Source organism: Kitasatospora sp. cg17-2, assembly GCF_054031055.1.
Genome location: NZ_CM132923.1, coordinates 300,224 through 315,022, shown reverse-complemented (window position 1 = coordinate 315,022; position 14,799 = coordinate 300,224). Strand labels below are relative to the sequence as shown.

8 protein-coding genes are annotated in these 14,799 nt (G+C 75.0%); 7 read left to right on the top strand and 1 reads right to left on the bottom strand.

From position 1 onward, the window contains the following. The first annotated feature begins 298 nt into the window (after nt 1-298). The 6 genes from ispH (at nt 299) to ACW14Y_RS01195 (ending at nt 10,464) form a co-directional block, all read left to right on the top strand. Nucleotides 299-1,624 (top strand): 4-hydroxy-3-methylbut-2-enyl diphosphate reductase, encoded by a 1,326-nt coding sequence (ispH, locus tag ACW14Y_RS01220; protein ID WP_456985554.1) that lies wholly within the window; start codon nt 299-301, stop codon nt 1,622-1,624. Continuing rightward, nucleotides 1,621-3,531, top strand: a complete 1,911-nt coding sequence (locus ACW14Y_RS01215; protein ID WP_456985553.1) for a 1-deoxy-D-xylulose-5-phosphate synthase — start codon at nt 1,621-1,623, stop codon at nt 3,529-3,531. The genes ispH and ACW14Y_RS01215 overlap by 4 nt, the downstream gene beginning before the upstream one ends. Further along, nucleotides 3,528-4,655 (top strand): flavodoxin-dependent (E)-4-hydroxy-3-methylbut-2-enyl-diphosphate synthase, encoded by a 1,128-nt coding sequence (gene ispG / locus ACW14Y_RS01210; protein WP_456985552.1) that lies wholly within the window; start codon nt 3,528-3,530, stop codon nt 4,653-4,655. The genes ACW14Y_RS01215 and ispG overlap by 4 nt, the downstream gene beginning before the upstream one ends. Next, nucleotides 4,652-5,791 (top strand): polyprenyl synthetase family protein, encoded by a 1,140-nt coding sequence (locus tag ACW14Y_RS01205; RefSeq protein ID WP_456985551.1) that lies wholly within the window; start codon nt 4,652-4,654, stop codon nt 5,789-5,791. Before ispG ends, ACW14Y_RS01205 begins: the two co-directional genes overlap by 4 nt. A gap of 168 nt (nt 5,792-5,959) precedes the next feature. Then, nucleotides 5,960-7,651 (top strand): FAD-binding oxidoreductase, encoded by a 1,692-nt coding sequence (locus tag ACW14Y_RS01200; protein ID WP_456985550.1) that lies wholly within the window; start codon nt 5,960-5,962, stop codon nt 7,649-7,651. Nucleotides 7,652-8,091: 440 nt separating this feature from the next. After that, complete coding sequence (locus tag ACW14Y_RS01195; RefSeq protein WP_456985549.1) at nt 8,092-10,464, top strand: non-ribosomal peptide synthetase; 2,373 nt, start codon at nt 8,092-8,094, stop codon at nt 10,462-10,464. Between the two features lie 185 nt (nt 10,465-10,649). Here ACW14Y_RS01195 and ACW14Y_RS01190 read toward each other — a convergent pair whose 3' ends face one another. Continuing rightward, entirely contained in the window at nt 10,650-13,688 is a 3,039-nt protein-coding gene (locus ACW14Y_RS01190; RefSeq protein ID WP_456985548.1) for an AfsR/SARP family transcriptional regulator, read from the bottom strand. Nucleotides 13,689-13,964: 276 nt separating this feature from the next. Here ACW14Y_RS01190 and ACW14Y_RS01185 point away from each other — a divergent pair, with 276 nt between their 5' ends. Next, a complete protein-coding gene (locus ACW14Y_RS01185; RefSeq protein WP_456985547.1) occupies nt 13,965-14,798 on the top strand; it encodes an aminoglycoside phosphotransferase family protein in 834 nt (277 codons plus the stop codon). Nucleotide 14,799 lies beyond the last annotated feature (1 nt).

The following is a 14,799-nucleotide window of genomic DNA, read 5'->3' as shown; positions in this document are numbered from 1 at the left end:
GCCGCCGAGGCTCCCGGCGCTCGGACGCGGTGTCCCGGCCCAGGAGACACCTGCCGCGGTGCAACGCCAATGGACCGACGACGGCCGGAGCGTGCACGTGTTGAACGCCCGGAGCCCGGGGCACCCGTTCAACACGTGCACGCCTGGGCCCCGGCCCGGACGTTGTCGGCGGGGGCGCGCCAGGTACTTGATGAGGAAGGAGACCTGCGGAGCCGACCCCCCGTCCACCGGGCCGCCCGACGTCTCCCGACCCGTCCGACCCCCGCCCTCGTCGGCGTGCGCGAAGGAGACCACCGTCATGATCGGACCAGAGATCCGCAGCCGTCCCGCGGTACCGCCCGAACCCGCCCTGGACCCGGGGGAGGTGCTGGTGGCCACCTCCGTCACGGAGCCCGCGGGCCGCCGGCTCCCCTGCCCCGCGGCCCCGTTGCTGGCAGCGGGGCTGGCCCGGGCCGGGACCCGGGTGCGCACCGCGCCGGTGGTGCTGCTGCCCGAGGGCACCGTCAGCCCGTTCCGGGTGGTGACGGCGCCCGCGGCGGCCGGAGCGGTCGCGCCGCGTCCGGTCCTGGCCTGCGGCGCGCTGGTCGGGCCCGTTCGCCGCGGCCCGGGTGTCGCGGCGGCACACGACCGCCGGACGTGGGGCGCGGCCTGGAACACGGTCGACGGCTGGTCCCGGCTGGCCCGCCCCCGGACGGTGCTGCTGGCGGCGCCGCGTTCGTTCTGCGCCGGAGTGGAACGGGCGATCGAGACGGTGGAGCGCCTGCTGGAGCGGCGGGCGGCCACCGGCACCCCGGTCTTCGTGCGGAAGCAGATCGTCCACAACGCCCACGTCGTCCGCGACCTGGAACAACGCGGGGCGGTGTTCGTGGAGGAACTGGACGAGGTGCCCGCCGGAGGGCTGGTGGTGTTCTCCGCCCACGGCGTGTCGCCCGCGGTGCGCGCGGAGGCCGCGCGGCGCGGCCTGACGGTGGTGGACGCGACCTGTCCGCTGGTGACCAAGGTGCACGTCGAGGCACGGCGGTTCGCCGCCCGGGGCTCCACCGTCGTCCTGATCGGCCACGCCGGCCACGAGGAGGTCGAGGGCACCCTCGGCGAGGCGCCCCGGTCCACCGTTCTGGTCCGGGACCGGGCCGACGTGGCTGCCCTCGACCTGCCGACCGACGCGGACGTCGCCTGCCTCACCCAGACCACGCTGGCCGTCGACGAGACGGCGGAGGTGATCGACGCGCTCAGGGACCGGTTCCCGAACCTTCGCGCCCCGGCCTCGGAGGACATCTGCTACGCCACCACCAACCGTCAGCTCGCGCTGCGGGCGGTCGCGGCCGAGGTCGACCTGGTGCTGGTGGTCGGGTCGCCGAACTCCTCCAACTCCCTCCGCCTGGTGGACCTGTGCCGCCGCGCGGGAACTCCGGCCCACCTGATCGAGGACGCCGCCCGGATCCGCCCCGGCTGGCTGGAGCCGGCCGCCCGGATCGGCCTGACCGCGGGTGCCTCCGCGCCGCCGTCCCTGGTCGAGGGCGTGGTCGACACACTGCGCGGGCTGGGGCCGGTGACCGTGCTCGAACGGACGACCACCGTCGAGACCGTCCGCTTCGCTCCGCCGTCCCCGGTGCGGTCCCGATGACCGCCGGCCCCGCCGGTACCGGTGGGTTCCCGCTGCTGGCCGAGATCGGTGCCCCGGCGGCGGTCCGTGCCCTGCCCCCGGAGCGGCTGCCCGAACTCGCCCGGGAGATCCGGGCGTTCGTGATCGACCGGGTCGCCGCGAGCGGTGGCCACCTCGGACCGAACCTGGGCGTCGTGGAGCTGACGATCGCGCTGCACCGGGTCTTCGACTCGCCGCGCGACACCGTGCTGTTCGACATCGGCCACCAGGCCTACCCGCACAAGATCCTGACCGGGCGGGCCGGGGCGTTCGGCGGACTCCGGCAGGACGGCGGTCTGTCCGGGTACCCGTCGCGGGCCGAGTCCGAGCACGACGTCATCGAGAACTCCCACGCCTCCACGGTGCTCTCCTACGCGGACGGCCTGGCCAGGGCGCGGCAGCTGTCCGGCGAGCCGGACCGCGCGGTGGTCGCGGTGATCGGGGACGGCGCGCTGACCGGCGGCATGGCCTGGGAAGCACTGAACAACCTCGGCGCCGAGCCCCGGCGCCCGGTGGTCGTGGTCCTGAACGACAACGGCCGCTCCTACGCCCCCACCACCGGCGCGGTGGCGGCACACCTGGGCGCCCTGAAGTCGCGCGGCGGTGCCAGTGGCGGCGCCGAGGGGTGCCGGAACCTCTTCACCGATCTCGGACTCACCTACCTGGGACCCGTCGACGGCCACGACACCGCCGCGCTCGAATCCGCGCTGCGCGCGGCCCGGGCCCTGGGCCGGACGGTCGTGGTCCACGCGACGACCGTCAAGGGCAAGGGCTACCCGCCGACCGAGCAGGACGCGGCGGACTGCCTGCACGCGGTCGGCACCATCGACCCCGCGACCGGACGGCCCGCCCCGGCCAGCGGCTCCGCCGCACCCTCGTGGACCGACGTCTTCGGCCGGGAGCTGCTGCGCCTCGCCGAGGAACGGGCGGACGTCGTCGCGCTGACCGCGTCGATGCTGCGCCCGACCGGCCTGCAGCCGATGGCCGACCGGTTCCCCGCGCGGGTCTTCGACGTCGGGATCGCCGAGCAGCACGCCGTCACCTGCGCCGCCGGGCTGGCGCTCGGGGGCTACCACCCGGTCGTGGCGATCTACGCCACCTTCCTGAACCGCGCCTTCGACCAGGTGCTGATGGACGTCGCCCTGCACCGGCTGCCGGTCACCTTCGTGCTGGACCGGGCCGGGGTCACCGGACCCGACGGCCCCTCCCACCACGGTATGTGGGACCTCTCCCTGCTCACGATGGTGCCGGGTCTGCGGATCGCGGCCCCCCGCGACCCGGAGCGGCTCGCCGTACTGCTGCGTGAGGCCGTCGCCACCGACGGGCCCACCGTCCTGCGCCTGCCGAAGGGAGGACCGGCCGCCGCCGTGGAACCGGCGGCGCGGATCGACGGCATCGACCTCCTGCACCGCAGCCCGTGCTACCCGCTGGAGGTCCTGCTCGTCGCGGTCGGGCCCCTGGCCGGGGCGTGCCTGGAGGCGGCCGCCCTGCTGGAGGACGCCGGGATCGGGGTCACCGTCGCCGATCCCGGCTGGGTCCATCCGGTCGAACCGGCGCTGGCCGCACTCGCGGGCCGGCACCGGCTGGTGGCGACCGTCGAGGACGGCGTCCGCACCGGCGGTGTCGGTGCCGTGATCGCCCAGGCGCTCCAGGACGCCCGGGTCACGACACCGGTCACCGTGCTCGGACTCCCGCCCGCGTTCGTCCCGCACGGATCCCGCGCCGAACTCCTCGCCCGGGCGGGCCTGGACGGGCCGGGCATCGCCCGCAGCGTCCGGCAACTCCACCCGGGCCCGGCCGGGGCGCCCGTCGTCGGAAGTCCGGCAGCGGCAGCGGCAACGGTAGCGGCGGCGGCGGTAACGGCAACGGCGGCGGGGAGGGCGCGATGAGCACCGACCTCGGCCTGCCGCAGCCGCCCGGGAGGCCGGTGCGCCGCCGCACCCGACGGATCCACGTCGGCGCCGTCCCGGTCGGCGGCGGCGCACCGGTGTCCGTCCAGACCATGACCACCACCCCCACCTCGGACATCGACGCCACCCTCCAGCAGATCGCCGAAGTCACCGCCGCCGGCTGCGACCTCGTCCGCGTCGCCGTCCCCTCCCAGGACGACGCCGACGCGCTGTCCGCCGTCGTCGCCCGGTCCACCCTCCCCGTGATCGCCGACATCCACTTCCAGCCCCGCTACGTCCTCCAGGCCATCGACGCCGGGTGCGCCGCCGTTCGGGTCAATCCCGGCAACATCAGGAAGTTCGACGACCGCGTCGGAGAGATCGCGGCGGCGGCCTCCGCGGCGCGGGTGCCGATCCGGATCGGCGTCAACGCCGGATCCCTGGACCCCCGACTGCTCGCCAAGTACGGAAGGGCCACCCCCGAGGCCCTGGTCGAGTCGGCGCTGTGGGAGTGCTCGCTGTTCGAGGAACACGGCTTCCAGGACCTCAAGCTCGCGGTCAAGCACCACGACCCGCTGACCGTCATCGCCGCCTACCGCCTGCTCGCCGAGCGCTGCGACTACCCCCTCCACCTCGGGGTCACCGAAGCCGGGACGGCGCTGCAGGGCTCGATCAAGTCCGCCGTCGCCTTCGGCGTCCTGCTCTCCGAGGGCATCGGCGACACCGTCCGGGTCTCCCTGTCCGCCCCTCCGGTCGAACAGGTCAAGGCGGGCTGCCACATCCTGCAGTCCCTCGGGCTGCGCCCGCGCAAGCTGGAGATCGTCTCCTGCCCCGGGTGCGGCCGGCTCCAGGTCGACATCCACCGTCTGGCCGCCCGGGTGGAGTCCGCCTTCGAGGGCTTCCCGCACCCGCTCCGCGTCGCCGTGATGGGCTGCGTCGTCAACGGCCCGGGCGAGGCCCGCGAAGCCGACATCGGGGTCTCCTCCGGCAACGGCAAAGGGCAGATCTTCGTCCGCGGCAGGACCGTGCGCACCGTCCCCGAGCACCGGATCGTCGAAGCCCTGCTGGAAGAAGCCCTCAACCTCCGACCCTCCGATTCCACCGAGGAGACCAGCCCGTCATGACTCTGCCGCTCCCGCAGTCCCTGTCGGCGCCGGACCCTGACCCGGCGCCGGAACCGCCTGCCCTCCCGGACCCGGTACGTTTCAAGGAGGACGTCGAACAGCTGTTGCACCGCTTCCTCACCCACAAGGCGGAGTTGACGACCGAGGGTGGTCGGCTGCCGAACCTGGTGGATCCGATCACCGAGTTGCTGGCGGCCGGGGGCAAGCGCGTGCGTCCGGTCCTCACGATGATCGGCTGGCACGCCGCCGGCGCCGCGGGCGACCCGGACACCGCACTTCACCTCGCCGCGTCCCTGGAGCTCTTCCACGCCTTCGCCATCATCCAGGACGACGTGATGGACCGCTCCGTCACCCGTCGCGGTCGGCGCACCGTCCACCGGGCCCAGACCGCCGACTGCGAACGTCGCCTCCCCGCCGTCGGCCTGCCGCCCCGGGCCGGTGCCACGGAGCGCTTCGGCGAGAGCGCCGCGATCCTGATCGGGGACCTCGCCCTGCTCTGGTCGGAGGAACTGTTCCGCCTCGGCCACCCAACCCCGGCCCAACTGGAGCGGGTGACACCGCTGTTGAGCGCGATGCGGTTCGAGGCGATCGTGGGCCAGTACCTCGACCTGGAGGCCGGGACGCTCCACCGCGGCGACCTGGAGTCGGCCCTGCTGGTCGCCCACCTCAAGGCCGTCAAGTACACCGTCGAAGCCCCCCTGCAACTGGGGGCCGCGCTGGCCGGAGCCGACCAGACCCTGATGGACGCCCTGTCGGCGTACGCGACCCCGCTCGGGGAGGCGTACCAGCTCCGCGACGACCTGCTGGGTGTCTTCGGCGACCCGGACCGGACGGGAAAGCCGGTCCTGGACGACCTCCGCGAAGGCAAGGCGACCGTCCTGATCACCCTCGCCCTCCAGCAGGCCGACCCCGCCCAGCAGGACCAGCTCCGGCTGTTCCTCGGCAGCCCCTCCCTCACCCCGGACCAGGCCGAGGTGGCACGCCGCATCATCGAGGCCACCGGGGCCCGGCAGGCCGTCGAGAGCATGATCACCGACAGGTACGAACGGGCCCTGGGGGCCTTGACGTCCTTCGAGGCGCCGACCGCCGACGCCCTGCGCCGTCTCGCCGCCGGGGCCGTCCGCAGGACGGCGTGAAGCCCGGGGGCGGAGCCGGTCGGCGGCAGTCGCGCGGTGCTCCTGGCGCCGGGCGCCCGATCAAGTGAGGTGTGCCGAATTCCGGGGTGCGGCGAGGACGCCCGGCCGGGGCTGGCGGGTAGCGTGCGGGTACCGAGCAGTTCCCGCACGCCGTGGGAGGACGACGCGATGGAACGATCGACGGACCAGGACCAGGACCAGGACCAGGCGCCGGGGCCGGGGTTGGGGAGGCGCCAACTGCTCACCGGGGCCGGCGCGATCGCCGTCGGCGCCTCCGTCGGCGCCTCCGCCGGTGGGTCGGCCCAGGCGGCGGCGGTCGGCGGGAGCGGATCGGCGCCGTTCGGACCGGTCGTGGTCCGCCCCGGTGACACCCGCTACGAAAGCCTGTCGCGCGGCAACAACTTCCGCTTCGTCGGCAGCCCCCAGGAGATCCGTGTGGTCGGCTCCACCGAGCAGGTGGTACGGGCGGTCTCCGACGCCGTCCGCACCGGCCGCCGGATCGCGGTGCGCAGCGGCGGCCACTGCTTCGAGAACTTCACCGCCGACCCCGAGGTACGGCTCCTGCTGGACCTCTCCCCGATGGACGCCGTCGGCTTCGACCCCGCGATGGGCGCCTTCGCCGTGCAGCCGGGGGCGACCCTCGGGCAGGTCTACCGGACCCTGTTCAAGGGGTGGGGCGTGACGATCCCGGCGGGGGGATGCCCCGAGGTGGGCGCGGGCGGTCACCTGGTCGGCGGCGGGTACGGTCCGCTCTCCCGGCGGTACGGCTCGGTGGTCGACCATCTGCACGCCGTCGAGGTGGTCGTCGTCGACCGGGACGGCACCGCCCGCGCGGTCGTCGCCACCCGCGATCCCGACGATCCGCACCACGACCTGTGGTGGGCCCACACCGGTGGCGGCGGCGGCAACTTCGGCGTCGTCACCCGCTACTGGCTGCGCTCCCCGCAGCCGGGCGGCGCCGGGGCCCGGCCGCACGACGACCCCGCGCGCCTCCTGCCCGCCGCGCCCGGCGAGTTGTTGGCGGTCCTGGTCGTCTGGCCCTGGGACGAGCGGATGACCGAAGGCGCGTTCAGCGCCCTGCTCCGCAACTTCGGCACCTGGCACGAGCGCAACAGCGCCCCCGACTCGCGTGCCGCGCACCTGTACGCGGTCCTCATCGCCGGTCACCGCGCCACCGGTGCCGTCCGGATGGCCGTGCAGATCGACGCGGGCCTTCCGGACGCCGAGGCCCTGCTGACCGCCTTCGTCTCCGCCGTGACCTCGGGCGCCGGTGCCACCCCGCCCGCGACGTTCCCCCGCAGACTGCCCTGGCTGCAGGCCGCGACCTGGCCCGGTACCGGCGAGCCCGGCGACATCGGCACCCGCCGGTACAAGGACAAGGCCGGATACCTGCGCCGCGGGTTCACCGACGCCCAACTCGCCACCGTCCACCGGCACCTGACCAACGGCACTGGTGACACCCAGAGCGGCCTGCTCCTCGTCGGCTACGGCGGCCGGGTCAACGCCGTCGCCCCCGACGCCACCGCCGTCGCCCAGCGGGACTCGGTGATGAAGGCCGTCCACTACACCGTCTGGGCCGACGAGGCGGACGACGCCTCCCGACTGTCCTGGGTCCGCGAGTTCTACCGGGACGTGTACCGCGACACCGGAGGCGTCCCCGTGCCCGGCGAGGTGAGCGACGGCTCGTACATCAACTACGCGGACACGGACCTCGCCGACCCGGCCTGGAACACCTCCGGCACCCCGTGGCACACCCTGTACTACAAGGCCAACTACCCTCGCCTGCAAAAGATCAAGGCCCGCTGGGACCCCCGGGGCGTCTTCCGGCACGCCCTCGCGATCGAACCACCGTCCAGCTGAACCACCCGTAGCCCCGGGGCCGACCACGCCAACTGCGGCCCGCGGCTCGGCCGGTTCGCCGCCCACCTCCGCCGTACCCACCCGGCCGGTCCGCGCACCAGCGTCCTACCGATCCCTCTCGTACAACCTCTCCGGCCGACGGCGCCCTCCCGGTGTGGCCGGTGAGTGGCCGAGTCGATCGGCAAGCGCACCGGCTGAATCCCCGGTGATGGGGCACGCGACGGGCGGGGGGTTCTCGGAGCATCGCGTGACGCAGGTCACAGTCGAGGTCTTCCTGTTCGCACGGGCTCGGCCCGGCGCTAGGGTGAAAAGCGCATGGGGGAATCGTCAGCCGGCCCTCGCCGGTTCTGTCGTCCGGTCCGCCCCGGAGCCCGATTCCCGTCTTCCCGCCTTGTGAATTCCCTGTCTGCTCAGTCGTGTTCGTCCGACATGGGGGCCTCATGAGCCTGGAGAATGCAAGCGCGTTTTCGAACGATCAGAAAGTCCCGGCCGTTCCGGCCGTTCCCGAGGATTCGGAAGATTCGATCCGAACCGCTGATCCCAATGACCCGAACGGCGCGGGAGAGCGCTTCTGGGCGGAACACCTCGCGGGTGCGCCCGCCCGGTCGAGCCTGCCGAGCCTCCTCGGCGCCGCGGGCGGGTCGGGCGGAGCGGGTGGACCGGACGGAGCCGGTGACACCGGAACGGTGCCGTTCGCCCTGCCCGCGTCGCTGCTGGAGCGCGTCGACAAGCTGGCCGCCGCCGAGGGCTGCCGTCCGTTCGACGTCCTGGTCACCCTGGTGCAGGTCCTGCTGCACCGCTGCGCCGCGCAGGACGACGTGGTGATCGCCGTGCCGCGCACCGGCGGCCGGGGCGAAGGGACCGTGCCGCTGCGCTCCGTCCTCGCCCCCGGCACCACCTTCCTCGACCGACTGCGCTCCACCGCCGACACCCTGCGGCAGGCGGAGCGGCACCAGGACGTGCCGTCGGACCGGATCCTGGCGCTGGCCGGGTTCGCCGGCGGGGCCGGGCCGCTGGCACCCTGCCAGGTGCTGGTGGGCCGTCCCGGCGAGCCGCAGCCCGTCGACGCCCGGCAGGGCGGCGGCCACGACCTCGAACTGCACCTCGCGCCCGCTCCGGCCGGGGTGCTGCGCTACCGGGCCGACCGCCACGACCGGGAGACGGTCGTCGCGGCCGGACTGCGGCTGGGCCGCCTCGCCGAGGCCGCCCTCGCCGACCCCGGCCGCCCGGTCGACCGGCTGGAGCTGCTGCCCGAGGCCGAACGCGCCCGGCTGCTCGGCTTCAACCGGACGGCCGTCGACCACGGCGAGCCGCGCCGGCTGCACGAGCACATCCTCGACCGGGCCCGGCGCACCCCGGCGGCGGTCGCGGTCAGCGACGCGACCGAGGAGATCGACTACGCCGAACTCGTCGCCAGGGCCGGTGCCCTGGCGGAGCGCCTGCGGGCGCACGGGGTCGGGCCGGACGCGGCGGTGGCGGTCTGCGCACAGCGCTCGGTCGCCCTGGTGGTGGCCCTGCTGGGCGTGCTGCTGGCGGACGGCGCCTACCTGCCGCTGGACTGCGAGCACCCGGCGGCGCGGATCCGGACCGTTCTGGACGAGGCCCGCCCGGCGGTGGTGCTCGCGGACGAGTCCTTCGCCCCGCTGTTCGCCGGTACCGGCTCCGTGCTTCTGCCGCTCGACGGGGGCACCCCGCCGGCGGTCCAGGCCCCGCCGCCCGCGCGCGAACCCTCCGACGCCGACCTGGCGTACATCATCTACACCTCCGGCTCGACCGGGCGCCCCAAGGGGGTGGCGATCCCGCACCGGGGCATCGTCAACCGGCTGCTCTGGATGCAGGACCGGTACCGGCTGACCCCGGACGACGTGGTGCTGCAGAAGACGCCGTACACCTTCGACGTGTCGGTCTGGGAGTTCTTCTGGCCGCTGCTGGCCGGCGCCAGGCTGGTCATGGCGCGGCCCGACGGGCACCGGGACCCGGCCTACCTGGCCGGGGTGATGGCGGAGCAGGGGGTCACCACCGCGCACTTCGTGCCGTCGATGCTGGCGGTCTTCGCGGAGGAGCCGGGGGTCTCCGGGTGCACGGCGCTGCGCCGGGTGGTGTGCAGCGGTGAGGCGCTGACCTCGGCCGTCGTACGGCGGTTCCGGGAGCGCAGCCGGGCCGAGGTGCACAACCTGTACGGCCCGACCGAGGTGTCGGTCGACGTCACGCACTGGACCTGCCGGGACGACGACCCGGAGGGCGGGGTCCCGATCGGTGTGCCGATCGCCAACACCACGGCCCACGTCCTGGACGACGCGCGCGAGCCGGTGCCGATCGGCACGCCGGGAGAGCTGTACCTGGGCGGCGTGGGGCTGGCCCGGGGTTACGTCGGCCGGCCCGACCTCACCGTTGAGCGGTTCGTGCCGGACCCCTTCGGCACCGGGCCGGACGCGCGGCTGTACCGCACGGGCGACCTGGTGCGGTGGACGGCCGGCGGGCGGCTGGAGTTCCTCGGCCGGCTCGACCACCAGGTCAAGCTGCGCGGTCTGCGGATCGAACTGGGCGAGATCGAGGCGGTGCTGTGCGGCCATCCGGCGGTGTCGGAGGCGGTGGTGCTGCTGCGCGAGGACCTGGGCGCCGTCCCGGCCCTGGTGGCCTACCTGGTGACCTCGGACGGGCAGGAGCCGGCCGACCTGGCGGCGCACCTGGCCGAGGTGCTGCCCCGCTACATGCTGCCGGCGCGCACGGTGGTGCTGGCGGCCATGCCGCTGACCCGGAACGGCAAACTGGACCGGGCGGCGCTGCCCAAGCCGGCCCGGCGCCGGCGGTGAACCCGAGCGATGAGCCGGGCGGTGAACCCGGGCGGTGAACCCGGCAGCCGACAACCGGGCGCTGAACCCGCGGTGACGCCACACGGAGCATGAACGAGGTCGGGCGGGTCGTTCCGGGAACACCACGTTCCCGGAACGACCCGCCCGACCGCTGTTCCTGCTGCAGCCGCTGCTGCCCGCCGCCGCTACCGCGACCGTGCGTACGACCGCTGCTCCGGGAGCCTCCCGGCGTGCCCGGCCGCCGCCCCGGCCAGGTGCCGTTCGATCTCCTCGGCCCGCGGGTGCGCGATGTCCGTCAGGATCGAGTGGGCACCGCGCCAGGCCCGTACGGCCTGCTCGGGCCGGCCGAGCCGGGAGTACGAGGTGCCCAGCCCGTCCAGGACCTCCGCCTCGGCGTAGCGGTCGCCGGCCCGCCGGTACAGCAGCAGGGCCTGGCGCCGGTAGCCGACGGCCTCGGCGTCGCGGTCCAGCAGTTGGTGGAGCTCGCCCAGCCCGGCCAGCGCCCGCGCCTGCCCGTGCTCGTCGTCGAGGCCGCGGAAGGCCGCCAGCGCGTCGCGGTCGTGCGAGACGGCCTCGTCGAACCGCTCCAGCGTCCGGTACGACCGGGCCAGGTTCACCAGGCAGGTGGCCGCGCCGAGCCGGTTGCCCAGCTCCGCGAAGATCACCCGGGCCTGCCGCCAGCACCGGACCGCCTCCTGCGGCCGGTTCAGCCGGTCGTGCGCGCTGCCCAGGCCGAGCAGCGTGGCGGCCTCGCCGTCCCGGTCGTGGTTGGCCCGGTGCAGCTCCAGGGCCCGCTCGTGGTGCCGGACGGCGTCCTGGTACCGGCGGGTGAGCGCGTGGCAGTCGCCGAGCTCGGTGAGCACCCGGGCGGCGAGTTCCGGGTCCGCCTCCGGGCTGACCGTGGCCTGGGTGGTGCGCAGCACCGACAGCAGGCTCGAGGCCGGACCCCGGGTGTGCAGGTACCGGCTGAGCGAGAGCGCCAGCGCGGCGACCAGGGTGCCGTGGCCCTGTTCGGCCGCGCGGGAGAGCACCGCGGTGAGGTTGGCGCGCTCCGCGTCCAGCCAGGCCAGCGTCCGGTCGTGGTCCGGGAAGCGCAGGGCGGGCAGCACCGGCGGGGGCAGCGGCGGGGCGTAGCGCGGGCGGACCGCCGAGGAGCGGGTGCGCAGCAGTTCGTCCGCCGCGCGGGCGGTGTGGCAGTACCAGACCGTCAGCCGGTGGAGGGCCAGGCGGTCGCCGGCCCCGCCCTCCGTGAGCTCGGCGGCGAAGGCGTGCAGCAGGTCGTGCAGGCGGTACCGGGCCGGGGTGTCCTGGATCAGCAGGTTCTCGTCCACCAGGAGTTCCAGCGTCTCGCGCGCGGCCGCCGGGTCGACACCGGCCAGCGTGGCGATCGCGGGCGCGGTGTACTCGCGTCCCGGATGGACGGCCAGCAGCCGGAAGACCCGCCGGGCCTCCTCGGGCAGGCGCCGGTAGGAGAGGTCGAAGCTGGCGCGCAGCGAGCGGCCGCCGGTGGTCAGGGCGCTGATCCCGCCCGGTCTCAGGTACTCGACGAGGTCCGCGAGCCGCCAGGCCGGGCGGGCCCGCAGGCGCGCGGCGGCGAGTACCAGCGCCAGCGGCAGGTGCCCGCAGGCGTGGATGACCTGGGCGGCGGCCCCGGGGGAGTCGGCGACCCGCTCGGTGCCGGCGAGCTCGGCCAGGAGCCGCAGCGCGTCCGCCGGGGCCAGGGCGGCGAGCGGCAGGGAGCGGGCGCCGTCGAGCCCGGCCAGGCTGCGCCGGCTGGTGATCAGCACCAGGCAGCCGGGGTCGGCCGGGATCAGCGGGCGGACCTGGTGCGCGTCGGCCGCGTCGTCGAGCAGCAGCAGCGCCTCGCGGCCGTGCAGGCGGTCGCGGAACAGGGCGGCGCGCGCGTCCAGGCCCTCGGGCATCAGCGACCGGTCCACGCCGAGGGCGTGCAGCAGGCCCGCCAGGACGTCGGAGGGGTCGGCCGGGGGCCGGTCCGGATCGAAGCCGCGCAGGTTCACGTACAGCTGCAGGGTGCCGAACCGGCCGGCGCGGACCAGTTCGTGCGCCGCGTGCACGGCCAGCTGGGTCTTGCCGACCCCGGCCATGCCCTCGATGGCGGTGACCAGCACGGTGGCCGCGGCCCCGGCCGGTCCGGCGGCCGGGGCCGCCAGCAGGGTCCGCAGCTCCTCCGTGCGGCCGCTGAAGAAGGGCAGGTCGGCCGGGAGTTGGCGCAGGACGGTGACCGGTTCCGCCGGGAGGCGACGCCGGACGGTGAACGGCTCGGCAGGGAGCGGGCGCGGTTCGGTGAACGGTTCGTCCGGCGCGGGACGGGCTCCGAGGAGCACCGCGCCGGTCGCGTCCGGTACCGCGACGGGGCCCGTCGCCCGTGCGGCGCCGCCGGCGGGGTCGGGCCCGCCCGGCCGGTCCCGCTCCGGTCCGGCCGCCCGCTGCGAACTCTCCTGCGGGGCGGCGGAGTTGCCGCCGGACCGCAGTACCCGCTGATGGGCGGCCGCGATCCGGGCGCCCGGTTCGATGCCCAGGTCGCGGGCGAGCGCGGTGCGCAGCCGCCGGTAGACGGCCAGCGCCTCGGCCCGCCGGCCCGCGACCGCGAGCGCCTCGATCAGCAGGGCGTGCACGCCCTCCTGGTGCGGCTCCTCCGCGGCGAGGCGGGTGAGCAGCAGCACGGACTCGGCCGCGCGTCCCAGCTCCAGACCGGCCCGGGCGGCCAACTCGGTGACCTCCACCCGGGACTGGGCCCAGCCCGGCGCCTCGTCCCGGTGCAGCCGGTCGCAGTTCACGTCGGCCAGCGGCGCGCCGCGCCACAGGCCCAGGGCCGCGGAGGCCGCCGTCCAGACGGCGGGCCAGTCGCTCGACCGCGCGGCGTCGCGGGCCGATTCGCAGTGCTCGCCGAAGACCAGGGTGTCGAGTTCGGTCCGCGCCCCCACCTCGATCCGGTACCCGGGACCGGTGGTCACCACCCGGTCCGATCCTTCGCCCAGCAGGCGCCGCAGGCGCAGCACATGGCTGCGCAGGGTGGCCGGCGCGGCGGGCGGTTCGTTGCTCCACACGATGTCGGTGAGCTCGTCGACGCTGACCGTCCGGTTGGGACGGCACAGGAGCGCCGCGAGCAGGACTCTGACCCGGGCCGGCAGCGCGACGGTTGCGCTGTCGACACGGACTTCGACGGGGCCCAGGACCCCGAAAAAGACGCTGGTTTCTGTCATTTCTTCCCCCGAAAGGCCGGTGGCCGCTGGGAAATTGAACCTACGTGAACGGTCAGCGTCAAGGGTTGTTGATCCGCGTCGAAACCCCGGCCACGCGTATTCAACAGGGTTTGCACAGGCATTCCATCGGCCTTGCACGGCCCTGTCGGACGCTCCTCCCGTGGCGATGGCCAGCGGGGCGGGACCGCTCGGCCGTCCCCACCCGTCCGACCAACCACGAAGCGACTCATGGAAGGGGTGTCCCTCTTGCTGGATTTGGAGTTGATAACCGGGCGATTGCAGGCGATCGCCGACTTCATGCGCCGGGGAAAGGTGAACCACCGCTGGGTGGCCTCGCTGCCGGAACAGGTGGCGGCCCTGGCCAGGGAGTGGGAACTCGACATCGGCGAGGTGGCCGGCGTCGACTACTCGTCGGCCGTGACCTCCGTGCTGGTCTCCTGCACGGGGCCGATGGGCGAGGCCGAGCTGAAGCTCGCGCCGGACGCCTACGCCCTCGCCGAGGAAGTGGCGATGCTGCGGCAGTTCGCGCCCGGCGGCCGGGTGCCCCAGGTGCACGGGAGCAGCCGGGGCGCGGCGCTGCTGGAGGCGGTCCGGCCCGGCACCCCGGTGGAGGACCTGCCGCGGCCGCCCTACGCCGCCGACTACGCCCGGTTCCTGGACGACCTGCACACGGTCGGCGACCCGGCGAGCGCGCCCCGGCAGGCCGCCGACTGGCTCGGCCTGATGCTCGGCTGGGCCGAGCAGGGCGGGGCCGAGGTGGCGGAGGCGAGGCGGACCGCCGACCGGCTGCTGGCCACCGAACCCGAGCGGGTGCTGCTCCACGGCGACCTGCACCTGGGCAATGTGCTCACCTCGGACCGCCGGGGCCTGGTGGCCCGCAGCCCGATCGCCTGCGTCGGCGAACGCTGCTTCGACGCGGCGGACTACGTGCTGGAGGGCGCGGACCTCGCGGACATGGTGGGCCGCCGGGACGCCCTGGCGGCCGCCACCGGCCTCGACGCCGAGCGGCTGGACGGCTGGGCCCGGGTGCTGGCCCCGCTCGGGGCCGCGCGCGCACCCCAGCCGGAGCGGGTCGCCACCCTCCTCGCCTACGGACGGGGTGAGTACTGAG